This window comes from Lentilactobacillus sp. SPB1-3 (assembly GCF_026913205.2).
Lineage (GTDB): Bacteria > Bacillota > Bacilli > Lactobacillales > Lactobacillaceae > Lentilactobacillus > Lentilactobacillus terminaliae.
Genome location: NZ_CP168151.1, coordinates 426,668 through 452,498 on the forward strand (window position 1 = coordinate 426,668; position 25,831 = coordinate 452,498).

The 25,831-nt window shown below is 37.1% G+C and carries 27 protein-coding genes; 21 read left to right on the forward strand and 6 right to left on the reverse strand.

Annotated features, from left to right (window positions below):
• Window positions 1-113 precede the first annotated feature (113 nt).
• From cas1 to O0236_RS02035, 6 genes are all read left to right on the forward strand, one after another.
• Window positions 114-1,019, forward strand: coding sequence for a type II CRISPR-associated endonuclease Cas1 (gene cas1, locus O0236_RS02010; protein WP_268912512.1), 906 nt, complete (start codon window positions 114-116; stop codon window positions 1,017-1,019).
• Complete coding sequence (gene cas2 / locus O0236_RS02015) at window positions 997-1,302, forward strand: CRISPR-associated endonuclease Cas2 (protein WP_268912513.1); 306 nt, start codon at window positions 997-999, stop codon at window positions 1,300-1,302. Before cas1 ends, cas2 begins: the two co-directional genes overlap by 23 nt.
• Window positions 1,299-1,970, forward strand: coding sequence for a type II-A CRISPR-associated protein Csn2 (gene csn2 / locus O0236_RS02020; RefSeq protein ID WP_268912514.1), 672 nt, complete (start codon window positions 1,299-1,301; stop codon window positions 1,968-1,970). Before cas2 ends, csn2 begins: the two co-directional genes overlap by 4 nt.
• An 831-nt stretch (window positions 1,971-2,801) precedes the next feature.
• Window positions 2,802-3,515, forward strand: a complete 714-nt coding sequence (locus O0236_RS02025) for an alpha/beta hydrolase (protein ID WP_268912515.1) — start codon at window positions 2,802-2,804, stop codon at window positions 3,513-3,515.
• Between the two features lie 27 nt (window positions 3,516-3,542).
• Window positions 3,543-4,715 (forward strand): DUF2075 domain-containing protein, encoded by a 1,173-nt coding sequence (locus O0236_RS02030; protein ID WP_268912516.1) that lies wholly within the window; start codon window positions 3,543-3,545, stop codon window positions 4,713-4,715.
• Window positions 4,716-4,753: 38 nt separating this feature from the next.
• Window positions 4,754-5,113 carry a YxeA family protein gene (locus O0236_RS02035; RefSeq protein ID WP_268912517.1) on the forward strand — a complete coding sequence of 120 codons (360 nt, stop codon included), beginning with the start codon at window positions 4,754-4,756 and terminating at the stop codon, window positions 5,111-5,113.
• A 53-nt stretch (window positions 5,114-5,166) separates the two neighbouring features.
• On the opposite strand, the gene O0236_RS02040 is transcribed toward O0236_RS02035, so the two are convergent.
• Window positions 5,167-5,904, reverse strand: a complete 738-nt coding sequence (locus tag O0236_RS02040) for a CPBP family intramembrane glutamic endopeptidase (RefSeq protein ID WP_268912518.1) — start codon at window positions 5,902-5,904, stop codon at window positions 5,167-5,169.
• 688 nt (window positions 5,905-6,592) lie between these two features.
• On the opposite strand from O0236_RS02040, the gene O0236_RS02045 reads away from it, so the two are divergent.
• Window positions 6,593-7,498 carry an ABC transporter ATP-binding protein gene (locus O0236_RS02045; protein WP_268912519.1) on the forward strand — a complete coding sequence of 302 codons (906 nt, stop codon included), beginning with the start codon at window positions 6,593-6,595 and terminating at the stop codon, window positions 7,496-7,498.
• A gap of 15 nt (window positions 7,499-7,513) precedes the next feature.
• Complete coding sequence (locus O0236_RS02050; RefSeq protein WP_268912520.1) at window positions 7,514-8,296, forward strand: ABC transporter permease; 783 nt, start codon at window positions 7,514-7,516, stop codon at window positions 8,294-8,296.
• A 152-nt stretch (window positions 8,297-8,448) separates the two neighbouring features.
• On the opposite strand, the gene O0236_RS02055 is transcribed toward O0236_RS02050, so the two are convergent.
• Entirely contained in the window at window positions 8,449-9,132 is a 684-nt protein-coding gene (locus O0236_RS02055; protein ID WP_268912521.1) for a CPBP family intramembrane glutamic endopeptidase, read from the reverse strand.
• The gene (locus O0236_RS02060; RefSeq protein ID WP_268912522.1) at window positions 9,132-9,485 is read right to left on the reverse strand and encodes a VOC family protein; all 354 of its coding nucleotides are present in this window, start codon (window positions 9,483-9,485) and stop codon (window positions 9,132-9,134) included. Before O0236_RS02060 ends, O0236_RS02055 begins: the two co-directional genes overlap by 1 nt.
• Window positions 9,486-9,620: 135 nt before the next feature.
• Here O0236_RS02060 and O0236_RS02065 point away from each other — a divergent pair, with 135 nt between their 5' ends.
• From O0236_RS02065 to O0236_RS02075, 3 genes are all read left to right on the forward strand, one after another.
• Entirely contained in the window at window positions 9,621-11,183 is a 1,563-nt protein-coding gene (locus tag O0236_RS02065) for an ABC-F family ATP-binding cassette domain-containing protein (RefSeq protein WP_268912523.1), read from the forward strand.
• Window positions 11,184-11,198: 15 nt separating this feature from the next.
• A complete protein-coding gene (locus tag O0236_RS02070) occupies window positions 11,199-11,777 on the forward strand; it encodes a peptidylprolyl isomerase (RefSeq protein WP_268912524.1) in 579 nt (192 codons plus the stop codon).
• A gap of 142 nt (window positions 11,778-11,919) precedes the next feature.
• Window positions 11,920-13,098 (forward strand): MFS transporter, encoded by a 1,179-nt coding sequence (locus O0236_RS02075; protein WP_268912525.1) that lies wholly within the window; start codon window positions 11,920-11,922, stop codon window positions 13,096-13,098.
• A gap of 220 nt (window positions 13,099-13,318) precedes the next feature.
• On the opposite strand, the gene O0236_RS02080 is transcribed toward O0236_RS02075, so the two are convergent.
• The gene (locus O0236_RS02080; RefSeq protein ID WP_268912526.1) at window positions 13,319-14,230 is read right to left on the reverse strand and encodes a proline iminopeptidase-family hydrolase; all 912 of its coding nucleotides are present in this window, start codon (window positions 14,228-14,230) and stop codon (window positions 13,319-13,321) included.
• A gap of 64 nt (window positions 14,231-14,294) precedes the next feature.
• Window positions 14,295-16,706 (reverse strand): Xaa-Pro dipeptidyl-peptidase, encoded by a 2,412-nt coding sequence (locus O0236_RS02085; protein WP_268912527.1) that lies wholly within the window; start codon window positions 16,704-16,706, stop codon window positions 14,295-14,297.
• 123 nt (window positions 16,707-16,829) lie between these two features.
• On the opposite strand from O0236_RS02085, the gene O0236_RS02090 reads away from it, so the two are divergent.
• From O0236_RS02090 to O0236_RS02135, 10 genes are all read left to right on the forward strand, one after another.
• Entirely contained in the window at window positions 16,830-17,993 is a 1,164-nt protein-coding gene (locus tag O0236_RS02090; protein ID WP_268912528.1) for a cation:proton antiporter, read from the forward strand.
• A 6-nt stretch (window positions 17,994-17,999) separates the two neighbouring features.
• Entirely contained in the window at window positions 18,000-18,437 is a 438-nt protein-coding gene (locus O0236_RS02095) for a bis(5'-nucleosyl)-tetraphosphatase (protein WP_268912529.1), read from the forward strand.
• A complete protein-coding gene (locus O0236_RS02100) occupies window positions 18,430-18,987 on the forward strand; it encodes a guanylate kinase (RefSeq protein ID WP_268912530.1) in 558 nt (185 codons plus the stop codon). Before O0236_RS02095 ends, O0236_RS02100 begins: the two co-directional genes overlap by 8 nt.
• Window positions 18,988-19,133: 146 nt before the next feature.
• Window positions 19,134-19,574 (forward strand): Fur family transcriptional regulator, encoded by a 441-nt coding sequence (locus O0236_RS02105; RefSeq protein ID WP_268912531.1) that lies wholly within the window; start codon window positions 19,134-19,136, stop codon window positions 19,572-19,574.
• 73 nt (window positions 19,575-19,647) lie between these two features.
• A complete protein-coding gene (locus O0236_RS02110) occupies window positions 19,648-20,295 on the forward strand; it encodes a hypothetical protein (RefSeq protein WP_268912532.1) in 648 nt (215 codons plus the stop codon).
• Complete coding sequence (locus tag O0236_RS02115; protein WP_268912533.1) at window positions 20,295-21,116, forward strand: DUF6681 family protein; 822 nt, start codon at window positions 20,295-20,297, stop codon at window positions 21,114-21,116. Before O0236_RS02110 ends, O0236_RS02115 begins: the two co-directional genes overlap by 1 nt.
• A gap of 309 nt (window positions 21,117-21,425) precedes the next feature.
• The gene (locus O0236_RS02120) at window positions 21,426-22,166 is read left to right on the forward strand and encodes an amino acid ABC transporter ATP-binding protein (RefSeq protein WP_329608899.1); all 741 of its coding nucleotides are present in this window, start codon (window positions 21,426-21,428) and stop codon (window positions 22,164-22,166) included.
• A 29-nt stretch (window positions 22,167-22,195) separates the two neighbouring features.
• On the forward strand, window positions 22,196-23,026 hold the full coding sequence (locus tag O0236_RS02125) for a transporter substrate-binding domain-containing protein (protein WP_268912534.1): 831 nt from the start codon (window positions 22,196-22,198) through the stop codon (window positions 23,024-23,026).
• Complete coding sequence (locus tag O0236_RS02130; RefSeq protein ID WP_268912535.1) at window positions 23,023-23,664, forward strand: amino acid ABC transporter permease; 642 nt, start codon at window positions 23,023-23,025, stop codon at window positions 23,662-23,664. Before O0236_RS02125 ends, O0236_RS02130 begins: the two co-directional genes overlap by 4 nt.
• Window positions 23,665-23,677: 13 nt before the next feature.
• Window positions 23,678-24,394, forward strand: coding sequence for an amino acid ABC transporter permease (locus O0236_RS02135; protein WP_268912536.1), 717 nt, complete (start codon window positions 23,678-23,680; stop codon window positions 24,392-24,394).
• Between the two features lie 65 nt (window positions 24,395-24,459).
• Here O0236_RS02135 and O0236_RS02140 read toward each other — a convergent pair whose 3' ends face one another.
• Window positions 24,460-25,830 (reverse strand): APC family permease, encoded by a 1,371-nt coding sequence (locus tag O0236_RS02140; RefSeq protein ID WP_268912537.1) that lies wholly within the window; start codon window positions 25,828-25,830, stop codon window positions 24,460-24,462.
• Window position 25,831: the final 1 nt, after the last annotated feature.

The window sequence follows — 25,831 nt, forward strand, 5'->3', positions numbered from 1 at the left end:
GCGCTTTGCTTGATTTTAACTAAAGGATGTTAAATCAATAAGGTCAAGAATTGGGAGCTACCCAACAAAATAAATATAATCCAATATTTAATGAAAGGCAAGTGTTAATTACAGTGGGATGGAGATCAGTAATTATTTCGCAGCATGCAAAAATGTCGTATTCAGCGAGGGCGTTAGTTGTTCAAACGAGGGATGGAATCAGTCAGATACCGATTGATGATATTGATATAGTTCTCATTGAAACCACTCAAGCAGTCTTAACAGCGGCTTTAATTAGTAAGCTAGCTGATCATCAAGTGAAGGTAATCTTCACAGACTCATCTAGTGAACCGGTGTGTGAGACAGTGGGTTATTATCCTACTAATCGAACTAGACAAAAGATTATCTCACAATGTAACTGGTCTGAAGAAAAAATGGCGACTTTATGGACTAAAATTGTCGTACATAAAATTAATAATCAAATTAAGGTATTAGAGGCTATGAACTTATCGACGACACCGCTGAATAATTCATTGGATAAGCTAGAATTTAATGATATTACTAACCAAGAAGCTGTCGTTGCTAGAAAATATTTTCCGATACTATTTGACAAAGGATTTTCAAGAAGAAGTGGCTCAACAATTAATGCAGCCCTTAACTACGGTTATTCAATAATATTAGCATGCATTAATCAAGAAATTGTTTCGAATGGATACTTGACAAACTTGGGAATTCATCATTGTAGTGATGAAAATCAGTTTAACTTAGGCTCGGATCTGATGGAACCATTTAGACCAATCGTTGATTACTGGGTGGCTAATCAGAAATTTAACGAGCTAACTCCTGATGTAAAGTATGGGTTAGTTCGATTGCTTAATTTGGAGATTAATTTTAACAACAGGAATATGCTGTTACGAAATGTGCTTACAGAGTATGTTCGAGGATGTTTAGAATATTTAGTGAGTGAGAAGAAGATGATTAAGATGGAGATGGAATTCATAAATGAGGTACCGAATAATGCGATTAATGATAATGTTTGATCTACCAGTGGAAACATCAGACCAAAGAAGAGAATATCGTAAATTCAGAAAAGAATTAATTAATGAAGGTTTTCTGATGATTCAGTATTCTGTTTACGTAAAAGTCTGCGTAAATAGGAAGTCAGCTAAGTTTGCGGAAGGAAGAGTAATGTCATATTTACCTAAGCATGGATTAGTACAGTCACTGATGTTGACTGAAAAACAGTATAACGATATGCACTTTTTGATTGGAAAGCCAGTGGATGATGTTAGAAACTCTTCTGAAAGGCTGGTGATACTATGAAATTAAGTTATGCGACTCATCAAGAAGTAGATGTGAAAGTCGGAAAGATTAGTGTCATCGCAACGGATAATCCAGTTGTTTATCGAGACATGGTTTTTGGATTTCGAGGAAAAAATGATTTATTAAGGGTCTATGATGATCAATTCGAAGAACAGAAAATTGAATCGACAATTGATTGGCTTGGTGACGTGGCTGATGCTGAGTTCGATGTAAAAAAATATGTGACCGAAATTTCAAAAACAACAATGGCAGGACTTACTGAAAACAATCGTAATAAAACTATAGAAGCAATTCAAAATTTATATAATGTAATTCAATCTGATTTATTTATGGTTGATTTACCGTTACAAGTTGCAGTTGATTTAGATTTAAAAAGAGCCCTGACCTTTTGCAAAGTACACTTTGATGAAGGAGTAATGAACAATCCCTATGGTATAATTGAGTCTGTAATTAAAGTGCATGAGGAATGCTCAATTGGTAATTGCGTCGCTTTAACTAATGTAGCTCATTACTTAGATGCGGAACAATTTAAAGATTTATGTGCATTAATTAAAGATTCGGGTCTTTCAATGATTATTATTGAATTCACAGAATTAGAATTTCAGGAGTTCTATAAAGAATGTGATTTTACGTTCATTGATCAAGACTTTGTTGACTGGCATGGATAAAACTAATATTTTAATGTGAAAACAACGTTTTTAGAAGGATGTTAAATCAATAAGGTTAAGAACGAGCATGGTTATCGAAGCAATGAATGCTTCTGTTTTAGAAGGATGTTAAATCAATAAGGTTAAGAACGCAATAATTTTTCAGTGGCTAACATCGGACGTTTTAGAAGGATGTTAAATCAATAAGGTTAAGAACCAGACAGTTGTTTGGCGAACAAGTCGGCGTGTTTTAGAAGGATGTTAAATCAATATACTCAAGCCAAATTAAGATACCATTAAATCAGTTTTTAGAGGAGCTGACTTGATGGTATTTTTATTTATTTAATTTAAATGCCATGTAGGAATTCAGTTACAAAAGCTGTATTGTAAGATGTAGATTTTCTAATAGGTTAATTCGAAATAAAATGTCATAAAATCAGTTATTGAAGTTGATTTTATGGCATTTTTATTTGGGCAATGCAACAGATATACAGGAATCTTTTTTCAGGCACTATGGCGCAGAAGTAGACGTTTCTAACGGGTTAATCTTATGATACTAGCTGTGAGTTCATTGTTTGTTAGGTCAAGTTTATGATACGCTTGAACTAATTGATACAGATTGAGGGGATAATAAATGCTCACAAACAACTCACCCAAATTAGCGATTATGATCATTTTTCAAATCGCATGTTTAAAATTAATATTTACATATTCAGATAGCTTGTTGAATTTTTCTACACTGAATTATAGATTGTTAAAATTAGTGATTGGAATAGGTGCGTTTGCGTTCTTCGCATATCAAGAAGTTCAATTAGCTAACAACCATGACTAACTTTATTAAGGAGTGACATTATGAAAATCGAAACGGTTGCCTTAGATGATCAAAAAATTAGTTCATTAGATATTTATCAAAGCAATACTGATCAAAAACTACCGGGGTTAGTGATTATTGCTGGTGGTAGTTATAACCCAATTCGTGAACGTGATTCGGAGCGAGTAGCGATTACATTTGCCACGCAGGCCTTTCAGACATTTGCTGTGAAATATCCCGTAGCTGAAAATCGGAGTTATGAGGGTGCTAAGCAAGTTATTAGCGACGCATTTAAATACATAGTCGCTAATGCTGACGAGCTGCAGGTAGATGTTAATAAGTTGGGAATCATTGGCTTTTCTGCTGGTGGTCAACTGGCCGCAGCCTATGCTGACAGCGATGATACATTGGCTAAATTTGCTATTTTAGGTTATCCAGTCATTAAACCAACGTTGGATGAACAAATGGGAGTTACCACTGAAGATATTGTGCCACTAGTCTCTTCAACTACTCCACCAACTTTCATCTTTGGCGCAATTCAGGATGAATTAACGCCGTTCACCGAGCATATTTTGCCATATACCCAAGCACTTGCTGATAACCATGTTCCTTTTGAATTACATGAATTTGCCACTGGTAATCACGGAATGGGAATCGGTAACAAGTACACAGGAATCGTGAATGGTGATCGGATCGATGATCATTTTTCTAAGTGGTTAGGATTATCATTGGACTGGTTAAAACAAATTATTTAGATATCTTGGCGGAAGGGACGACTGATATTGGATTCACATACTTTAAATGCTTTTTCTGCCAACATTGATTTAACTAAGCATCAAGCTGATGTGTTAAATAAAATTACTCAATTCGTCTATCAATATCAACAATCTGATGAACACGCAGTCTTTGTTTTAATGGGTGATGCTGGAACTGGTAAGAGTGTGATTTTGAATCAGCTGTTTACCAAATTAGCACAAGAATTACCTGCTAGTTATTTCTTGGTTAATCACCCAGAATTGTTGAAGGTCTACCGGGAATTAGCTGGGCAGACACCGGGAATGTTGAAAAAATATTACCAACGCCCGACATCATTTATTAATCAAATGCACAAACAAGGGCAGCAGGTTGATTTAACTGTCATTGATGAGGCCCATTTATTATTAAGTAAAGCAGATCACTACAATAACTATTATGGTGATAATCAACTAGAAGATATCATTCAGTTGAGTCGAGTAACTGTGGTGGTTTTTGATCCAACACAAGTGTTAAAAACTAAGAGTTATTGGGATGAACAGCGCCTGTTATCATTGATCGATTCATATCCTCATGATGTGGTACATCTAACTGAGCAATTTCGGATGCAAGCTAGCTCGGAAATGATGGCTTGGTTAGACAATCTTATATCTGGAAAACCAATCGATAAGATGCCAGAACCTGGCAATTATGATTTACGGGTCTTTTCAGATGCACAAGAGATGTATCAGATGATCATTCAACAAAATCAGCGAGTGGGATTGTCTCGCATGACCGCCACCAGTGGTTATCCATCTACGTTGGATGGTGGTAAACACTTAGTTAATGAAGGAAACTTTCATTTACCATGGGACCAATACAATTTTTCGGCCACACCATGGGCTGAACAACCCCAAACAATCAACGAAGTTGGTAGTATTTATACAGTTCAGGGGTTTGATTTGAATTATATTGGGATAATTATTGGTCCACCATTTTATTTAACGGACCAAAACAGTCTGGGAGTTGATCCAAGTAAAGCTACAGATTTAGAGGTTTTTAAACGGCGTCCAGATATGAGTACTGAAGAAATTAACGAAAGTAAGCAACTATTAATGAGAAACGCCTTAAATGTCTTGCTAAGACGAGGCATTAAGGGAATGTATTTACATGCTCATGACGAAAGGTTAGAGTCGTTTCTTGAAAAGGTCACGATGATATAGGACAATTTAGAGTGACTAAAGCATAGGGGGAGAATGATATGGGCAGATATTCAAGTTGGTTAATCGGAATCTTGATAGTGGCAATTCTAGGCTTTGGAACTTTGTATTATCAAAATATGGCCAGAGACTATTACTATGGTCAAGTTGGCGAATTAGCTAATGTTGACGCACGTAAAGGCAATCATAATCCGGATGTCTATTGGTACAACATCAAAGGATACGATCGCCAAGGAAACTTCCGTGAGTTACATGTCGGTTCATATCAGGGCCACAAGTTTACTAAGGGTCGTTACCTAAAAATTGGCTGGTCACAACACAAGGGCGTTATCGATTATAAACGAGTTGACCGTGACCAAATTCCAGATAAAGCACTTAAGAAAATAGATCAACATAAATAGATATAAAGAAGGCCTCCACAAATGTGTGGAGGCCTTCTTTATAAGAGATGACGTCAAGCAAATTTTCGTTTACGTTCTTTTAATATTAATGGGATAAAAATCACTTCTGCTAATAAGAATATACTGATTCTGGTTGGTGAATATAGGTTTAATATATCGCCAGGATTGATAAATGAAAAATAATCTAAAAGAAAATGAATGATAATCGTCAAGACTAATGACTCAGTTTTTAGGTATATCAGTGCAAGTAGTATTCCAACTGACATGGCTGATAACGCATTCCAAGCCACCTTCATTAAATCATTGTTTCCTATTAACAAAGTGAAGTGATTCATGCCGAAGAAGAAGCTACTTAGAAAGATTGCAAATAACTGTTTTGTATAAGTATTACCACGAAAGCTATTCATCAGGCTTGCTAAGATTACTCCTCGAAATTGATATTCTTCAAATATTGCAGCGCCCAATGACATTAAAATATAAGGATATGCATTGGATGGAAGGATGTTAGAAGGAAATGATTGAATGATTATATACATGACTAAGACAGAAAAAGTAATCCAGAATGAACTCTTTTTCCAACTTGATTTTCCTAATTGGACTGATTGTTTCATCCAGATTTTGTTTAAAACGAATATCAGCAGAACCGATAGAAGGAATCTAACCAAAATTGATGTGATGATTCTTTGATGTAATTTCGTCGTTAGTACAATTGATCCAAGAGCTATTGCTATGGCGAGGGTGCTGGATACAAGCCAGAAGGAAATGATTATTGAAAGTCTTTTGTAGTTCATACAGTCTCCTTAAATTATGTATTGTTTTGTGATTTAATACCGGTCATACATTTTTATCAACAGGATGATTTAATTTTATGTGTTCTGATTTTGATAATTTAACTATGCAAGTTCCAATAATTGGCATTCCAGTGATTCTTGCGTATCGCGAGTTTTTATAAACTGTAATTTTGATGGTTACGTTATGAATGCGTTTATGAATTATGTATACGTAACTTTTTTTAACATACTTAGGGATTTTCACTGTTGATATTGGTTTATAACGACTGTTTAAATGTTCAAGCTCATTGAAATGTTCTTTATTTCCTTGAGTCCTAGACACTATTTGATTCTTTGAGTTAAGAATTTTTATGGAATTTGTACCTTTATCAGATATGCTTAAATTGTGGCATCCGGTCAACGGGAGAGCTAATGAAAACATTAAGCATACTAGTAATACATTTTTTCTCATCTTTAATCCTTTCCCAACTTGAAGCGCGAATTGTAGCATAAGCGAATATTTATAGTGTGAACTAAACATATGTATAACGTCAAGAAGATTAAGATTAAATATTATGATTACATTAAATGACCGAAGATAAGCATTTCTTGATTTAACAAAGTTTTTTAAGTACGGTATCATAAATTATAAGAGATATTTAATTTAACGATTAATTAAATGTCTGAATTTATTGATGGAGGTATTTTTATGTCAAGAGTTGTGCTGAAAGTAACCAAGCTTAGTAAGTCTTTTGGAAAAACAAAAACACTTCATGATGTTTCATTTACTTGCAATGAAGGAGAAGTTGTTGGTTTGGTTGGGGCAAATGGTGCTGGGAAGACAACAATTATGAAATCCATATTAGGATTAATATCTTGTGATGGCGAAATTTTAGTAAACGATACAGAAAGCACTTTTGAACATCACAACGTATTAAAGGACGTGGGAGCATTAATTGAGTACCCTAGCTTGTACCCTTTCATGACGGGTAGAGAACAGCTACAACTGTTTGCCAGAGGCGAGAATAGGGAAGAGTTAGTTAATAATGTGGTCGAAGAATTAAACATGTCTAAATTTATCGATAAGTTAACAAAAGGCTATTCCTTAGGTATGAAGCAAAAGGTTGGTGTGGCTCTTGCCCTTTTAAATAATCCTAAATTAGTAATACTAGATGAACCGATGAATGGATTAGATCCAAAAGCAAACAAGGAATTAAGAACAATTGTTGAGAATAGAAAAGCCAAAGGAACGACATTTTTAATTTCAAGCCATATATTAGGAGATCTACAAAAAATTGCTGATAGATTAGTAATTGTCGATGATGGCCACATAGTTAAAAAAACTACAATGGCTGACATGTTGAATTCTGGAAAACATTCTATTGTTCTTAAAACTTCTGACAATGTTCGAGCCAAAGATATCTTGAGTGAAAATGGATATAAAGTTCTTGAATCAAATAATGATTATGTAAGAATTGCAGTCGGATCTGAATATAACTTGTCAGTCATAACTAAAACTCTCGGAAATTATGACATTGATATAATTCAACTTAACCATGAAGATAGTGATTTGGAAGACTCGATTTTAGAGCTGTTGACATCGAGTGAAAAATAGTAGGAGGATTAATTAATGTTAACTTTAATTCATCAAGAAATTTTTAAATTATTAAAAAAGAAAAGTACATATTGGGCTTCAATAATTTTAATATTAGTTGTAATCGGAATTAGTTTTATTTGTAAGATTTACCCCAAGACCTTTCCGGGACAAATGTTTTTCACTTCTAGTTTTGGATCTGATTCTTGGGTAATGTTTGTTATGATAGCGGCCTGTGCGTCAATTATTTCAATGGAATTTCAGTACGGAACTATAAAAGAAGTTATATATCAACAGTATTCTAGAGAAACAGTACTAATTAGCAAATGGATCACCATGTTTTTATACTCTGTATATTTGTATTTGTTAACAGGTCTTGCCGCTTTGGTCGGGAAAGTTCTCTTTTTAAACAATACATTCTCTATTACTCAAATTGATAAGGTTAGCAACGGACATATAACATATCTTATGCAGTGGTTTGTGTCTCTTGGAAGTAGTTTTGTAAGCCTATGGCTAGTGTTAAGTGTCGTTTTCTTGTTTGCTACATTATTTAAAACTTCTACAATGGCTGTAAGCGTAGGAATAATTGCATTTTTTGCTTTTAGCGCTGTAAGTACATTAATGTTCAGCGTGATTGCAAAACACAACTGGGTTAAGTGGAATCCATTTAATTTTCTAAACTTTGCTAATCAAATTGGAGATCCGGCTAGAAGTACTTTAACTAAGCTTTCTGATGCTCAGTTGTTTGTAGGTAGTATTTTATACACTGTATTATTTCTCTTAATTGGTTTACTCTCATTCAGAAGGAAAAATGTTTAAAAATTTAAAGTATATAATTTAGTGATAATAAAAATATCTCGAAAAATCAGTTTATAGAAGAACTGATTTTTCGAGATATTTTTATAAAATGAATGATATTGGTTGGAAGTATATGGCCGTCTTATAAATTGCGAATTTGATTAATTCTTTTTTTAAACAGATGAAACTAAATTATTAATCATATGCAACGCAATGTTAAATCGAATATCACGGTAATGCATGTACGAGTACGACAAGAAGAGTCCAAGCCCTGAATACATCAACCAATTAAGGTCGAATTGCATTTCGTGGGCGAATCCAAAGATCAACGCACTGGTAACCATTGCCAAGATGTTATTCAGGCGATTATCTTTATTGAAAAAGTAGTTCATAAAGATACCTCTGAATATAATTTCTTCAAAAATTGGTGCTAAGAAAACCGAATAGATATCGTTCCAAATCGGCATTTTAATGGATTGCTCCACAACGGCAGTTTGATTTTCCGGCATATGAATGATGCCACTGGTAATTAGCCAGCTCCAAATGTACTGAAAAGACATCATGCCGATAAACAACGCCAACAAAAGCCAAAGCTTCTTAGTGGTAGCTGGTTTATGACCGAAGTTTCGTGGGTTAAAGTTGCTCAATTGGCGGTAATATCGCCAACCAATAATGCTTAAGGCAATCGCCGTGGCAATCAATCCAATTCCTAAGGCATATTGGGCCTTCACCGGATCATTCAAGAAAAAAGTGGTTGATTGAAAGATTGATGATGAAATTAGGTAAATTGCTACAAACCCGATCCACTTTAAGATTTGTAATATCTTAGTTGATAAGTAGTTTGCAGTGTTAACCATTAGTCAAATACGGTAATTTCAATTTGGTTCTTATCGGGATCAAGAATGGTGATTGAAGTTGCCTTTCTCCTTAGTTCATTAGTTTCTCGAGGGCCATCGACGATATCGACAAAGTAGTTGATTAGATGCGAATGGATATTGTCCATAGTATCTTTGTCAACAAAGCCAAATTCGACTGGATATTCCACGTGGTCGACTGATTTAAATTTGATAAAATGTTTATTTAATTGGGCACCTTTGGAACCGTCTGCTAGATCGATAATGGGTAGATCGAATACCTCATGATAAAATCGAAGACTAGCATCCAGATTAGTGACAGGGATAGTGATATATTCAACTTCTCTTACGTTCATATTTAGACATCCTTTTTCAAAAAGTACTTCAATTATATACCATTTTAAAGGTTTGCAAAGGTTGACTAGAAATTGAAATTAGAGTAGCGTATTGATTTGTATGATTATTTCGAATTTATTAAGGAGTTACAATAAATGCCACTGTTAGAAGTATCAGATCTTTCAATGAGTTTTGCTGAAAAGGATCTGTACCAAGATGCCGAGTTTCAATTGGAAAAGGGCGATCATATGGGAATCGTTGGTCAAAATGGAGTTGGTAAATCAACTTTGATCAAGATTATTACCGGAAGTATCCTCCCTTTGTCTGGAAACGTTAAATGGCAAAAAAATATTAAAATTGGATACTTGGATCAGTATGCAGACGTTGAAGAAGATTTAACATTAACTGATTTTTTGAGAACTGCATTCGCTGATTTATATGAAAAGAATGCTCAATTAACTAAGATTTATGAAGATTATGCCGAAACTGGCGATGACAAATTGATGGAACGTGCCGGTCAACTTCAAGATGATCTTGATGCGGGTAACTTCTATGAATTAGATACTGAGATCGAACAAACTATTGTTGGTCTTGGATTAGATAGTATCGGTAGAGATCATTTAGTTGGTAAGATGTCTGGTGGGCAACGTTCAAAAGCCATTTTGGCTAAGATGTTGCTAGCAAATCCTGACGTGATCTTGCTTGATGAACCAACCAACTACCTTGATACGGCACAAATTGATTGGTTGATCGAATACATTAATAGTTTTAAGGGTGCCGTGTTAGTTGTATCCCATGATTATGACTTTTTGGAACAAATCACCAACTGTATTATTAATGTAGCGTTTGGCAAAATTACTAAGTATCGTGGTAGTTTCAAAAAGGCTATGCGTCAACGTGAAGAGCGAGAAGAGTTTCAGCAAAAGCAATTCGACAAACAGCAAGTTGAAATTGAAAAAGCTGAACGATTTATTCGTAAGAATAAGGCTGGTTCTAAGTCAACGATGGCCAAGTCCCGTGAGAAGAAATTAGCTCGCATGGAAAAGGTTGATCCACCTTCGACAAATATCCAAGCTAGCTTTAACTTCCCATATGCTGATACTGGTTCACACGAGGCACTGGTGGTTGATAAATTATCAGTTGGATATAACAAACCATTGCTTGAACCAGTAACGTTCTCCGTTACAATGGGTGAAAAGGTTGGCTTTAGCGGATTTAACGGTGTTGGTAAATCAACACTGATTAAGACGATTCTCCAACAGATTCCTGCTAAGGGCGGGGATGTTAGTTTTTCACCTTCTGCTAAGATCAATTACTTTAGTCAGGAATTGATTTGGGACAATAACCAAATGACGCCAATGCAAATCATCTCTGATGAATATCCAAAGATGAATCAAAAGGCCATCAGAACTAAGTTAGCTAAGTGTGGTTTAGATGCTCAAAATGCAATTAAACCAATTGGCCAACTTTCTGGTGGGGAACAGACCAAAGTTAAGCTGGCTTTGATGGAATTTAAAGACAGTAATTTCTTGATTATGGATGAGCCCACTAACCATTTGGACGAAGAAACCAAGGAAGCTTTGAAGCGTTCAATTGACCGATTCCCAGGAAATGTTATTATTGTTAGTCATGAGAATAGTTTTTATGATGGATTAGTCGATAAAATTCTCAATGTTGAAAAACTTAGTCTTCGTAATCGCGAAGAAGATGAGATTTAATAGGAGCGTGACAATATGTATCCACAATTAGATTTAGCAAATGCAACTGGAACTAAAGTTACTATGGCAACCAACCATGGTGACATCAAAATTCAATTATTTGATGACTTAACCCCTAAAACGGTTAAAAACTTCGTTGAATTAGCCAAAACGGGCTATTACCAAGATGTGATTTTTCACCGGGTAATACCTGATTTCATGATTCAAGGTGGAGATCCTACTGGTACTGGTATGGGTGGCGAAAGTATTTATGGTGCTAAGTTTGAAGATGAATTCTCAAATGAATTGTTCAACTTCAATGGCGCTTTATCAATGGCTAACGCTGGTCCTAATACCAATGGTAGCCAATTTTTCATCGTGTCTAGCGACAATATGCCAGCTAACATGATCTCAGAAATGGAAAGTGCTGGTTATCCAGCCGAAGTTGTTGAAAAATACAAGAACGGTGGTACACCATGGTTAGATCACAGACATACTGTTTTTGGTCAAGTAATCAGCGGTATGGATGTTGTTAAAGAAATTAGCAAGGTCGACCGTGATGCATCTGACAAACCATTGGAAGATGTAGTAATTAAAGACATTACTGTTGAATAGTCAAAAGCGAATCCGATTGTGGATTCGCTTTTTTATTTATCATTGCCCACGTTGATTCTCATAATCGTTACTGGTAAGATAATTTAGTTGGTTAAATGCCTATAATTAAGGTAATTACGAATTTACAGAACAAGAGGAAATTATGAAATCTTTTAACTTTCGCTTCTTTATTCTGGTATTAATATCTTTTACGCTGGGATGCGGTGAGTTTTTAGTATCAGGAATCTTAAATGATTTAGCAAGTTCTTTCAATCATTCTTTGGCAAGTGTAGGATTGCTCGTGACAATTTTTGCCTTAGTGTACGCAATTTGTACGCCACTAATTACATTATTCGTTGGTCGATTTAGATATTATCAGACGTTTAAAATTTTAATGGTTGTCTATATTATTGGCCTAGTTTTAAGCGCTTTGGCCAGCACATATTGGATGATGGTCTTGGCTAGAATCGTGACAGCCGCGGTATCTGGTTCACTACTATCTGTGGCATTAACGTTCGGGAATGCCATTGCACCACCTGAAAAGCGAGGCTTTACGATTGCTTGGATCTTTTCTGGTTTTAGTATAGCTAGTGTTGTGGGTCTGCCAGTAGGGACATACGTCGCTCATATTGCCGGTTGGCAAAGTTCCTTTTGGGTAGTAGCAATATTGTCTATCATCACTTTTGGACTAAGTTTATTGTCACTTCCTAGTGATTTAAAAGCTGATTATGACGAACAACAAGATAGTCCATTAGTTTTATTGAAGGATCCTTTAATCTGGCTAGGGGTGCTCGTACCGTTATTCTGGTCAGCAGGAATCAACACTTTCCACACGTACATTGCACCAATCATCACTGATGTGCTACATTTTGGCCCAGTAATGTTGAGTACGATATTAGCAGTGATTGGAATTATTTCTATCTTCAGTAGTCAAATGTCTGGTATCTTGGCTAACCACCATGGTTTACGGAAGATGCCAATCATCTTTGTGGTGGAGATAGTGCTATTCTTGGTCATTGGTTTTGCCTATCAGAATGTTGCACTGGCCTTGACCTTAATCTTTTTGATGGAATCGATGTTTAATTTTTTGGGTTCATCGATCACAATTCATTTTCTGGATGTCGCTGAGAAATTTTACCCTCAATCAGTTGTGTTTGCTTCATCTTTAAATCCAGTGTTCTTTAATTTAGGAATTTCATTGGGTTCTGCTAGCGGAAGTGCCATTATCAGTGGCCCAGGGCTAAGATATATTAATTACGGTAGTATTGGTTTTATTATCATATCTCTAGGAATTTTACTGCTATTAAATCGGCAAATCGTCGTCAGAAAATTGGATAAATAAACCGCGATTTAAAAATAGAAGTGGTACTAGGTTGAATGATTCATTAAGGTTCCTCATAATTAAGTTTATGGGGAATTTTTTTATGGCCTGAATTCTATGATGCCATTAAAGAGACATTGTGAAGATCAGAAGAACATCGCGATAATTAATGATTGATGAATACTTAAAGCAATTAAAAAAACGCCTACTGAAAAATCAGTAGGCGTTTTTTGATTTTAAATTAACCTTTGAATGTACCAGCTTCAACTTCGCGGATAAAGGTTGCCAAATGATCGTAGTAAACATTTGGATTATCAACCATGTGGTGGTGACCACCTTCTGGAGTTGAGACGAATTGGGCATGAGGGATCATTTCTGCCATTCGTTTACCAGTAGCAACTGGCATTGATTCGTGTTCACCAAAAGTAACTAAGGTTGGCACTTTGATGTTTTTAAGCTTGTCAGTAAAGTTCCATTCACCTAACTTACCAGTGATAACAAATTCATTATCTCCTTGGAAGGCACCATAAATATCAGTGTTCATGGTACTGATCAAGTGATCAAGGGTTGAAGGTTGTTTCCGGTCGATAAAGTTCTTGTTTAAAATATCGACAAGAGCTTGGTATTCTTCATTGTCGTAATCGTTCTTAGCTTCGCATTCCTTCATAAATGCAAGTTGCTCAGGAGTAAATGTCTTTTCACGAATTTCAGCTAAGTGATCAGTGTAATCAGTAATGTTATCAACCATTGAAGAAACGATTGCACCCTTCAAATGTTCGCCATATTTTTCAGCATACATTTGAACTAGAGCTCCACCCCATGATTGGCCGATCAGATAAAACTTGTCGATGCCAAGCTTTTGACGAACTTCTTCAACTTCGTCCAAGAAGTAGTCGTAGTTCAAGATTGCGTCACTGACTTTAGGATCTGAGAAGTCAGGACTGTCAGAATACCATGAACCTAATTGATCGTACATATGAACTTGGACGTTAAGACCTTGCTTTCTAAGTTGTTTAGCAGCATCTTCCCAGTATTCATGATTTCCACCAGGTCCACCATGAAGAGCTAGTAAATGAATGTCGCCTTCACCTTGAGTGTTAGTCCACAGATGGTAGCCGTTATCTAATGTGATGATTTTTGTTCCTTGACGCATGTTATCACCTATCCTTTGTAATTTATGTTAAATGATACCACTTTTCGACCTCAAAATTTAGCTTCTATTGAATTGGTAAGCTAATTTCTGACTTAGCGAGGTCGATTTGGTAGTTGATTTCTTGATTAGTGCGGATGGTGTAATCAAGGTCAGCGGAGAAGAGAATGATACCAATGCGGTGGCCCTTAATAACGCGAAATACTTCGGGTTCCAAGTCAAATTCGACTTGATAAGCCTTACCAGGTTCAACTTCGTCGACTTGGTAACTATTATGCCGATTTTGTAAATTGATGTGACCATCAGTGATTTTTTTGAATTGAGAAAGTTTTTTCTCGTAGGTGAATTCCCGGAGATTATCTTTGCGCCAGTTGTATCCTAGACTAATTTGCAGTGGCTCTAAAACAGTTGGGGTTGGTGTTAGTCGGTGAGCTTCACCAAAGTCCACGATTTTGGCACTTAACATCCCAATGTTTTGATCACTAGTAACATTTAAAGAAAGGTGGACAGAACCATTGATAGTCATATCTTCTTCAAGAGGTTGACTAAGTAATTTGATAGTATTTTTGTCGACAGCTGAGCTACTGGTTTTGTATAATTCTGCTCGCCATTTGGCCGTATCGGCAACATAGGACTTAAACTGGTCATCAGCCATATGATTACTGAATTCCTGATTATCATTAACATTAGTGAACCAATCGTCGGCTAATGAAACTTGTTTTGAGTTATCAGTTCCCCAATCTTCAACGGTGTGCCAAGTCTGTTCCTTAACGTTATCTTGAACTAAAACATCAGGGATGACCTTGTCTGCATTGTTATCGATTTCATACAATTTATTGACTAACCAGAGGTTGACCATGTCTGTGAAATCAACGGACCTAAAATTATTTAGGTATTCATGTTGACCCTGATGAAGAACCGTTTTGAGCGTTAAGTTATCCTTTTTCAATAGGTTTCTGAGGTGATAGGCATGAGATGGCTTAACGTTCCAGTCATTAAGTCCGTGAACGAGGAGAACATCGGCTTGGGCTTTATCAGAAGTTAGATAATTTCTAGCGTCCCAGAACTGGTTGTAGTTACCTGTCTCACGGTCTTCAGCCTTTTCAATAGCGGCTAATTGATGTTGCCAAGATTGCTTAGTTTTTAGATATTCATTAGCTCGTTGTTTTCTAGAATAGGTTAGTTCAGCTAGGATATCGGCATCTTCACCTTGGAACCCACCTGGGGCGACAACCAAACCATTTTCGCGATAGTAGTCATACCAGTTGGAGATACCAGCTTCTACGACAGCCGTCTTTAATCCGGCAACACCAGAAAGTACAGCAGCATTAGCCAGGGTTCCTAAATAAGATCTACCTGTCATACCAACATTACCAGTGCTCCACCAGGCGTTGATGCCCACACGGTCAGTTCGGTTTGTGAATGCCACACGCTGATGGTTCAACCATTCAATAACGGCAGTCGTTGAAATAGTTTCATCAATTGATCCTGTCGTCCGATAGCCATCAGAATCTTTAGTTCCAATTCCCGCTGAATAAACAACAGCAAAACCATGGGCCAACAAATAGTCATTTAATGAATACGTCCAAGTTTTGGTGAAGGTTTCTTCAACTGTATCTGTCATTTGAACAGGGACGGTTTCAGGTGGCAATGAAGTATTAGGCTCATCTGCAGTGACATCAGCTAAGGTGTCATCATTGGGAGTCTTGTGAGTTAACTGGTCTTTGCTAACATCATGGGTTAACTTATCGGCCGTTTCGTCATTCGTTCCTTGGTCGTAGGGACTCGCTGTAAAGACAACGGGGATTTTGATGCCCTTGTTAGTTTCGTTTGGTCTGATCACTTCAACTTTGACTAGGTCTCGATTACCATCATGGTCAGAATCAATGGGCGCCTCAACATAGACGATTTCACGGATTAATTTCGAAGTGTTAAATACAGCTTGAGATTTACCGTTGAAAAACAATGGCTTTTTAAGACCTGAATCTCTACCGAATTGAGCATAGTATCCTTGGCCAGCAAGGTAATCAATTAAGGTTTGGCCATACTTAGTCCGGGTGTTTAACAACAGGTACCAAGCATCGATCAATGTATCACGATTCAGTGGGTCCTCTACATCAGCAACCGGTAATCCTAAATCGTGCATAGTTTTGATGGGGTCGCTCAAATCATAATCTAAGCCGACCTCGAATTGTAGTAGTTGTAAGGCGACATTATAAAATGCTTGCTTACTAACAGTGGCGCTAGTTTTGGTGTATTCATCAACACTTTGATCAGGAGAAGCCATGATTGTCGATAAAATTCGTTCACGAGTAGCATGACCCTGTTTTTCTAAGAGAAATTTCATTAAAAATTGGCGGTACAACATTACTGGATCGGAAACTTTTTTAGTTTTAGGAGTGATAAAGCGAATATCAGCTAGCTCTTTGAGGATTTGTTCGTGACTAGTCGGTACATAAGCGAATTGATTGATTTTCAAATTAAGGTCCTCCATAACATATTAGTTAACGTTATTATACCTTATCTTAGATATCCTGTTGTTATGGCAGATACTTTTGGTAAATGATATCATTTAAATAAATAAACGACGATTGGAGAAAATATGGAATACGTTGGACAAATTGCATTAATTTTAATTACCACACTACTTGCATCAGCGGTTAGTCAACGAGTTGGTCTGCCTGCTGTCATTGGACAATTGCTAGTGGGAGTTTTGTTAGGGCCGGGAGTTTTTGGCCTGTTAGCAAACAACCATTTGATGCACGTGGGATCAGAACTAGGGGTCATTATTTTAATGTTTATAGCCGGTATTGAAAGTGATCTAGACTTACTAAAGAAATACTTTCGACCAGCTATCCTAGTCGCCATGTGTGGAGTGATTGCGCCAATGATTCTCTTTTATGCCTATGGTATGTTTATGGGGCAAGGTTTTGAACGAGCGGTCTTTTGGGGTGTTATTTTCGCAGCGACCTCAGTGTCTATCAGTGTGGAAGTACTGCGTGAATTAAAACGATTGGATACGCCGGAAGGAGCGACGATTTTAGGTGCTGCTGTGGTCGATGATATTATCGCAGTGGTTCTACTGAGCGTCTTCGTCAGCATCTTTGGTGTGGGTGGAGATTCTAATCTTAATTTAGCCACGGCAACAATCTTACAGATTGGATATTTTGTGGTGGTTTTCTTGTTAGTCAAATGGGTCGTGTCATTTATTTTGCGCTTGGCAGAAAGATTACCTATTTACCGTTCAGTAGCCATTGTTTCGTTAACGATTTGTTTCTTGATGGCTTACACAGCTGATGCCATTGGCTTGAGTGCTGTGGTCGGAGCCTTTTTCGCCGGTGTAGCAGTATCGCAAACTAAGTATCAAGAAGTTATCGCTAATTCTGTGAGTTCCGTTGGATATACGTTCTTCATTCCGATTTTCTTTGTAAGTATCGGTCTTGATATGAAGTTCGATGGCGTGCTCAACAACTTAGTGTTCTTAATCGTTATGTCCATTTTGGCAGTGGTAACCAAGCTTTATGGTGGTGCACTGGGAGCTAGGATGGCAGGAATGAATGGTAAAAGTGCGATGGCTATTGGTTCTGGAATGGTTTCCCGTGGTGAAATGGCCTTGATCATTGCTCAAATCGGAATTTCCGCAAAGTTAATTGCACCAGAATTGTACTCAGAAATTATTATTGTTATTATTATCTCAACGATTGTTGCACCAGTATTTTTGAAACGAACTATTGCAAAATTAGACAATGTCAGTGAAGGGGAGTAAGTAATTATGCCTACAGAAAATGATAGTGGCGCTATTGTTTATCAAATTCGGAATAATATGGTGTGTTATTTGTTGTTGCAAAGTGCAGTTGATGACTTTTGGGGATTTCCTAAAGGTCACATTGAGGCGGGAGAAGATTTAATTGATACAGCGGTTAGAGAAATCTTTGAAGAAACTTCATTGACGACTACGATCGATACAGGCTTTCAGCAGTCAATCGAATATGATATGAAGAATGGCAATCACAAAGTTGTTAACTTCTTCGTCAGTCGGGTACCAGCTAATGTTGAGGTATCTGAACAAGAGGAAGAGATTAATTCATTTGGCTGGTTTACATTTGATCGAGCATACGAAACAGTGACGTATGACAATTTACGCGAATTGTTGACCGCTGCTGATAAATACATTAAAGCTAAAGAAAAAGTTGGCGATAAAAATGAGTGATCAACGGGTATTTGTCATTACTGGAGCTGCTGGTAGTGGTAAAACCACGGTTAGAAATTATTTAACTAGTCAATTTCATATGACTAAAGTTATTACTCACACAACTCGCCAGCCCCGGATCCATGAGAAAAATGGAGTGGATTACTACTTTGAAACAGAAGATTCATTTGGTAAGAACCATTATCTGGAATCAGTTTCTTACGCCGGTAATCGTTACGGATCTTCGTTTGAAGGACTAGAGAATGCTTGGAAACAATCTGATTTGATTACGATCGTTCTCGATACTGCGGGAGCCATTACTTATCAACGAGAACTGGGTGATAAGGCGGTAATCATCTTCTTAAAGGTGGATGATTCAGGGACTTTATTGCAACGGATGAAGAGCCGTGGCGATGATACGACGATCTTAACAGAACGCATCAAGTCCAATGAGTATCTTCGTGACTTGAGCCTGCCTGATGAGCTAAAGGGCAAGGCTCACGTTATTAACAATAACAATTGGGAATTAACTAAGCAGCGCGTTGACGAAATCGTCAATGAATATAAATAGTAGTAAACGCAAAGGTCTAACAATGAGAAACGGTTAGGCTTTTTATTTTGGGTTAATCAAGTTGATGTGTCATCGGTTTGTAAGCTTAGTTTTTTTGTGGTACATTATTGAAATAGTAATCGTTACATTTAACGGAGGTATTACAAATGATAGCAGTTGAAGAAGCCACTAAGGCATTAAAAAATAATAATTATAAAATCACTAAACAAAGAATGGCTATGATTGAATATTTGGCAGAAATTGCTAATCACAAATACGTTGAAGTAACGGCCGTTGATGAATTCATGCGTCGCTCATTTCCTAAGATGAGCCATAATACTATTTATCGAAACATCTCTGAATTTGAAGAGATCGGAATCGTGGAAAAGCAAGTTCAAGGACAGTGTCAAAGCGTTAAATTCCAGTGTGATTTCAAAAATGAACATCACCATCACTTTATTTGTAACCAATGTGGCAAGGTGACTGAATTAAAAGAATGCCCATTAAGTGATGAAGTATTAGCTCAATTACCAGGAACTGAGATTACGGGACACTACTTCCAAATTTATGGATTATGCCAAGATTGTGCTAACTTAAAGAATAATTAATGAAAACTTTATCTGAATAACATATATTTATGTCATAATCTGGTTTAATAAATTTGAGTAAGGAAGTGTATCCATGGAAAATCGTATTCCGCCGTTACTTACGCCGTTTGCAATCTTATCGATATCGTTGGCGCTTGGTGCGACAAACGTGGTGGTAAACAAAGTTACTGCTACTAATGAAGGGACGCCATCCCAAGCTCAAACTGCAACCCAGTCAAGTTTATCGAATAAAATTTACGGTACATCTAAAACTAATAAAGATAGTTCCAGTGATGATAGTAATTCGTCATCTGACAAGAAAGATTCTTCAAGTGATAAAAAAGATGAATCAAGTCAGAAGGATGATAGTAGTGATAAGGAAACAGCTAATAAGAATTCTGATTCCCAAACCACTGAAGACAGTAGCGAAACTACTACTGGTACTTCTAAAAAATCAAATACTACTAATTCAAACACTGGTAGTAAGACTAAGAAGAGTACTAACAAAACTGGATCAACAACCAGTGGTACTAAGAAGTCTAATTCTAATAATGAAGGAACTACCACGACGCCGTCAGAAAATAATGGTCAAAATGATGACAATACTGGTACTACCGGTAATACTGGAACAACCGGAACTGAACGTTCAGGTGCCACAAGTACTCAGCAAGGAACAAATACTGGTAATACCGGCACCCAAACGACTAATGATAAAGTAACTACCCAAGGGGGTGGCAACTAATGTTTAGCTTTTTAGATATGGTCAACCACTACTTAGGTTATTTCAATATCAACGTTACTTTGAAAAGCCGAATTTACACAATTCTTGGAATCCTCGGCGATCTTTATTTGTTTTACGTTGCCGTTAGGTTCTTAGCCAATGGTTATCTATCAAGGGGACTCTTGTTCTTATTAGTGGCTTTGGTATTGTTGTACTTTGCGGTTTGCAATTTGTTTTATTACTTTACCAATCGGCAACCGAGATTCGATATTACTCCCAAAATCGTTAAGGCTTTGCATATCTCGCCTAGACCCAGCCAAACTCAAGGCAACTCAGGAATGGGTGGCACAGTGATCACCAACAATATTCCTGCTAACGGAATGTTTGATGATCGCCATGTTATGCCAGCGAAAGTAACATCGACTCCAGAGCAACAGGCCAATATCAAAGAGATAGTCGCGATTTTAAAGGCTCAGGGGTTACTAAGAGAAGATTATAATGGTAATTCAGACCGTCAAATCACTGATATCTTAAAGGCTGCTAATGGTAAGCCAGCTTTTGCAATCGGTGATGGAGTTTTACTTCCATACTTTGATATGGAACGAATTGATGATCGCTATGTAGTCTATGCTGGTTTAAATAAGGCTGAACGTCTACCAGTGGGTGAAGTTTCTAGGGTTGGTTTGCAATCGATAAAGTCAATTGATAGAGAACAAATCAAATTCTTCTTAGCTTCGGTGACTATCGTTGGTGGACCATACAAGGAGTTTGGTCGTTCATCACTGATGGAGCACCAAAAAGATTACGAAATTGCTATCAAGGTTGCGTATAGTAAACGATAGAAAATTAAAATAAATTACGATAATTAATGGGATGATTCTTGATGTATTTCAGGGTCATCCTTTTTGTTTTGCCAAACTATTTGTAAAAAAAGTAGACATTTTTTACAAATTTCGGGTAAAATGTTAATTACTACTAAATTAGTCGAATAATCATTCGGTATTACCAAAATAACCCTCTGGGGTGGAATACTATGTAATCGTTATTTTTTAAGTTAGGTTATTTTACATCAAAACATTTTTAACCTATGATTGATTTAGTAACAATTATGAGACGATTTTAAGAATTGTCTTTAATTTGGAGGAATGGGTATGGCAATGATCGAGTTTGACGATGTACAAAAATACTATGGTGATTTTCATGCATTGAAAGATATCAATCTTAAGATTGAAGATGGTGAAACGGTAGTTTTGATTGGACCTTCAGGTTCCGGAAAATCTACATTGATTCGAACCGTAAATGGTTTGGAACCAGTTCAAGACGGTCGATTGATTGTTAATGGCCAAGACTTGGCAAACAATAAAACTGATATCAACCGTATTCGTAAGAATGTCGGGATGGTATTTCAACATTTTAATTTATATGCAAACAAGACGATTTTGGAAAACATCATGTTGGCACCAAGAATCGTGTTGAAACGTGATGAAGCAGAAAACAAGAAATTCGCAATGGAATTACTTGATCGAGTTGGTTTAGCTGACCAAGCTGCGAAATATCCGGCTCAACTTTCTGGTGGTCAACAACAACGTATTGCGATTGCTCGTTCATTAGCAATGAAACCAAAATGTTTGCTTTTTGATGAACCAACCTCAGCTCTTGATCCTGAAATGATCGATGATGTTTTGAACGTTATGAAAGACATCGCTCGTGATTCAAAGATGACTATGTTAGTGGTTACTCATGAAATGGGCTTCGCTCGTGAAGTTGCTGACCGGGTTATCTTCATGGCAGATGGTCAAATTCTTGAAGACGACAGTAGTGACACCTTCTTTAATGGCGAACCTTCAAATGAAAGAGCTCGTCAGTTCTTAGGTAAAATCATTACGCATTAAAATTGGGTTCGTTGGAGGGATGATGCAATATGAAGAAAGTCTACAGAAAACTTGGACTTTTATTTGCACTTTTGGTAACCGTGGTTAGTTTAAGTGCATGTGGTTCAAGTGCTAAAAAAGATGTCCTTGCTCAAGACAAGGCTTCTAACACCATTACCTGGGGTGTTAAAGCTGATACCAAATTATTTGGTTTGATGGATGTTAAGGATAACCAAATCAAGGGTTTTGAAATTGACCTTGCCAAAGCAATGACTAAACAAATTTTAGGTAAAAACGGTAAGGCTAGATTTTTACAAGTTACTAGTCAAACCCGTATGCCTCTATTGAGAAACGGTAATATCGATGCCATCATGGCAACAATGACCATTACACCTGAACGTGCTAAGCAAGTTGATTTCAGCCGTTCATATTTTGATGCCGGACAAGCTATCTTAGTTAAAGATGGTAGCCCAATTAAAAACGTGCATGACCTTAATAAAAAGGGTGATGTAGTGTTAGGGGTAGTTGGTTCTAATTCTGTTCAAAACATTGGTAAGTACGCACCAAAAGCCAAAGTTTTGCAATTAACTGATTATTCTCAAGCATTGACCGCCTTAAAATCAGGACAAGGTCAAGCATTGACCACTGATAACGGAATTCTTTATGGTATGTCTGTTGAAAACCCTGGCTATTCAGTTGTGGGTGGAACCTTTACTAACGAACCTTACGGAATTGCCGTTGATAAGGGCCAAACTAAATTTAGAGATGCTACAAACAATGCCTTAACCAAGATTGAAAAATCTGGTGAATACAATCGTTTGATCAACAAGTGGTTTGGCAATGTTAAAGGATTTAACTTGAAGGGGGCATACAGACGATGATAAGTATCTTTCAAAATTATGGAGGAGAACTCTTTCAAGGATTCTGGCAAACAATTTTGTGTAGTATCATCGCACTATTCTTTGCATTAATTATTGGTTCTGGTTTTGCCATCCTAGAAGTGATCCCTAATAAAATCGTTCATGTGATCGCTAAGGTATATATCGAAATTTTCAGAAATATTCCATTGTTGGTTATCACAATGTTCTTCTACGTGGTTATTCCAATGTATATTACGAAAATTAGCGGTTTTGCTGCCGGAACAATTGGTTTGACTTTATACTCTTCAGCATTTATCGCTGAAACCGTTCGTTCAGGAATTCAATCAGTTGATCCTGGACAAATGGAAGGTGCTCGTTCAAATGGGTTAACCTTCTGGCAAGCCATGCGTTACATAGTATTGCCACAAGCATTTAGAGTTGTTATTCCACCATTAGGTAACCAATTCATTAACTTAATCAAGAACTCATCAGTTCTAGCCTTCGTTGCTGGTTTTGATTTGATGTATCAAGGAAATGTAATTGCCTCAGATTCACTTCAAAGTATGAATGCATACTTGTGTGTCGGAATATTATATTTGGTAATTACATTGCCATTAAGTTACTACATGCGTCACTTGGAAAAGAAATTGGCTGCTTAAAGGAGGAATCTAAATGTTAAATGTGTTAGGTGCATACTCATGGGTTAACATCAGGTTCCTTTTAGAGGGAGCTTGGATTACGATCTTTGTATCAGTTGTTTCAATTGTCTTTAGTTCAATTTTAGGAATCATCTTAGGGATTATCCGTTACGTAAATATCAAATGGTTATCTGCAATCGTTGGTTTTGTGATCGATATTATTCGTAACTTGCCACTGATTTTGATCATTTTCTTCACGTACTTTGGATTACCTAACTTAGGCTTTAAGCCAGCGCCAGTTTGGGCATCTATCATTGCTTTATCGATTTTTGAAGCTGCGATGGTTGCTGAAATTGTTCGTGCCGGAATCGTTTCGATTCCAAGTGGTCAAATGGAAGGTGCCAGAGCGAATGGATTAACATACTGGCAAGGTTTGTGGCACATTGTCTTGCCACAAGCGATTAAGAACATGATTCCAGCTATCGTTAGTCAATTTATTTCGTTAGTTAAGGATACTTCTTTAGCTACGATTATCGTGTTACCTGATTTGATGAATCATGCGCAAATCATTTATGGTCAAAATACTAACTATACGATTCCAATGTTCGTGGCACTTGCCGTCATGTACTTCATCGTATGTTATGCATTATCACTATTTGCTTCATATCTTGAACGTCGTCAGAACAGATCAAAGACGATTGCTAAGGATCCAGAGGCAGAAGAAATTACTAATGGCGACATGCCTTTGTAATCGATTAAGAATATGTAATTAAAAAGGATTCGAGTTTATAAACTCGAATCCTTTTTTTGTTTAAATTAATCTATTTCTTCATCAATGTTAAGCTCATCTTCAGGTAATCCAGTGCGCTTCTTTCTAGCATAGTAGAATACCGGAATTCCCAGAACAACGAAGATAAAGGAAATTAAAACGCCAACTATATCTGATTGAATTTCACTGACGATAACAAATATCGATCCTAGAATCGCAATAATCGGTGTTAATGGGAATAGCGGGGTTGAGAAAACTCTTGCTTGACCAGCATTGCGTTTTCTGAGAATGAAGACTCCCACGAAGGCCATTAAGTAAAAACAATAAACAGTGAAGATGCAAAGCTCAGATAGTCTGTCAGGATTGGCAAACATAATTAAGCCAGAAACAATTACCATTTCAACCACGATGGAAACGATTGGGGCATGGCTCTTAGGATGAAGATATCCAAGGGCCTTAGAAAATGGTAGTTGGTGTTTCTTTGCCATGGCATACATGATGCGAGGGAAAGTCATGATCTTACCGTTCATACAACCCACGATAGAAATGATAATTCCAATACTAAGAATTTTACCGCCCATTTCACCAAAAGCGTGTGTGGCGATGTAAGGAATGGCACTGGTTCCCAGTGAGTGAATTTGATCAACTGGAATGGCTCTGTAAACACCAAATGATACAAGAACGTAGATTGCTAACACGGCCAAGATTCCGTAAGTGATTGCTTGTGGCAATAGCTTACGTGGATTCTTAATTTCTCCACCAAGGTTAGCAACCAAGATCCAGCCATCAAAAGCGAATAATGTAGCCAAAATAGCGACACCAAAGCTTCCTGCAGAAGCATGAACAGTAGAAATGCTTTGACCCAACGCATTTTGATTACCGAAGAATAATCCAAAAACTATCAAGGCTACGATTGGAATCAACTTACAAATCGTTGTAATGATGGCAAAGATTGAACCATAACGATTCGAAAGCAGGTTCAATAACCCAACTGCAACCACGGCGGTAATTGCGATAGGAACGTTCCAGCTGGCTGAAAAGCCAAAGAAGTCAGAGAGAAGAATGGCCAGATAGGCGCCCAGAGAAGCAATCATGGCAGGACCATAGATAATGATCTGCATCCAGCCAGAAAGAAATCCCCATATCTCACCATAAATCTTTTCCATATATACATAAAGTCCGCCAGTTTGCGGTAGCTGAGAAGCAATCTCAGCAATAGTGAGTCCAGCTGTTAGCGTCAGAATACCACCAGCTAACCAGGCGAGTAGTCCCATAGTAGTGGAACCTGCCTCGTCTAATACGGCTGATTGCCTGACGAAAACGCCGGCGCCAATGATGGTGCCAATTACTAACGATAAAGCTGACCAAAGACCAATATTCCGGTCGAGCTTAACGTCAGTCTGCTTATTTTGCTGCATA

Bases quoted from the DNA above. Each gene is read 5' to 3' on its own strand.
- cas2 (WP_268912513.1), top strand. From the start codon at position 997: ATGCGATTAATGATAATGTTTGATCTACCAGTGGAAACATCAGACCAA.
- csn2 (WP_268912514.1), top strand. From the start codon at position 1,299: ATGAAATTAAGTTATGCGACTCATCAAGAAGTAGATGTGAAAGTCGGA.
- O0236_RS02025 (WP_268912515.1), top strand. From the start codon at position 2,802: ATGAAAATCGAAACGGTTGCCTTAGATGATCAAAAAATTAGTTCATTA.
- O0236_RS02035 (WP_268912517.1), top strand. From the start codon at position 4,754: ATGGGCAGATATTCAAGTTGGTTAATCGGAATCTTGATAGTGGCAATT.
- O0236_RS02040 (WP_268912518.1), bottom strand. From the start codon at position 5,904: ATGAACTACAAAAGACTTTCAATAATCATTTCCTTCTGGCTTGTATCC.
- O0236_RS02045 (WP_268912519.1), top strand. From the start codon at position 6,593: ATGTCAAGAGTTGTGCTGAAAGTAACCAAGCTTAGTAAGTCTTTTGGA.
- O0236_RS02050 (WP_268912520.1), top strand. From the start codon at position 7,514: ATGTTAACTTTAATTCATCAAGAAATTTTTAAATTATTAAAAAAGAAA.
- O0236_RS02055 (WP_268912521.1), bottom strand. From the start codon at position 9,132: ATGGTTAACACTGCAAACTACTTATCAACTAAGATATTACAAATCTTA.
- O0236_RS02060 (WP_268912522.1), bottom strand. From the start codon at position 9,485: ATGAACGTAAGAGAAGTTGAATATATCACTATCCCTGTCACTAATCTG.
- O0236_RS02065 (WP_268912523.1), top strand. From the start codon at position 9,621: ATGCCACTGTTAGAAGTATCAGATCTTTCAATGAGTTTTGCTGAAAAG.
- O0236_RS02070 (WP_268912524.1), top strand. From the start codon at position 11,199: ATGTATCCACAATTAGATTTAGCAAATGCAACTGGAACTAAAGTTACT.
- O0236_RS02075 (WP_268912525.1), top strand. From the start codon at position 11,920: ATGAAATCTTTTAACTTTCGCTTCTTTATTCTGGTATTAATATCTTTT.
- O0236_RS02080 (WP_268912526.1), bottom strand. From the start codon at position 14,230: ATGCGTCAAGGAACAAAAATCATCACATTAGATAACGGCTACCATCTG.
- O0236_RS02090 (WP_268912528.1), top strand. From the start codon at position 16,830: ATGGAATACGTTGGACAAATTGCATTAATTTTAATTACCACACTACTT.
- O0236_RS02095 (WP_268912529.1), top strand. From the start codon at position 18,000: ATGCCTACAGAAAATGATAGTGGCGCTATTGTTTATCAAATTCGGAAT.
- O0236_RS02100 (WP_268912530.1), top strand. From the start codon at position 18,430: ATGAGTGATCAACGGGTATTTGTCATTACTGGAGCTGCTGGTAGTGGT.
- O0236_RS02105 (WP_268912531.1), top strand. From the start codon at position 19,134: ATGATAGCAGTTGAAGAAGCCACTAAGGCATTAAAAAATAATAATTAT.
- O0236_RS02110 (WP_268912532.1), top strand. From the start codon at position 19,648: ATGGAAAATCGTATTCCGCCGTTACTTACGCCGTTTGCAATCTTATCG.
- O0236_RS02115 (WP_268912533.1), top strand. From the start codon at position 20,295: ATGTTTAGCTTTTTAGATATGGTCAACCACTACTTAGGTTATTTCAAT.
- O0236_RS02120 (WP_329608899.1), top strand. From the start codon at position 21,426: ATGGCAATGATCGAGTTTGACGATGTACAAAAATACTATGGTGATTTT.
- O0236_RS02125 (WP_268912534.1), top strand. From the start codon at position 22,196: ATGAAGAAAGTCTACAGAAAACTTGGACTTTTATTTGCACTTTTGGTA.
- O0236_RS02130 (WP_268912535.1), top strand. From the start codon at position 23,023: ATGATAAGTATCTTTCAAAATTATGGAGGAGAACTCTTTCAAGGATTC.
- O0236_RS02135 (WP_268912536.1), top strand. From the start codon at position 23,678: ATGTTAAATGTGTTAGGTGCATACTCATGGGTTAACATCAGGTTCCTT.
- O0236_RS02140 (WP_268912537.1), bottom strand. From the start codon at position 25,830: ATGCAGCAAAATAAGCAGACTGACGTTAAGCTCGACCGGAATATTGGT.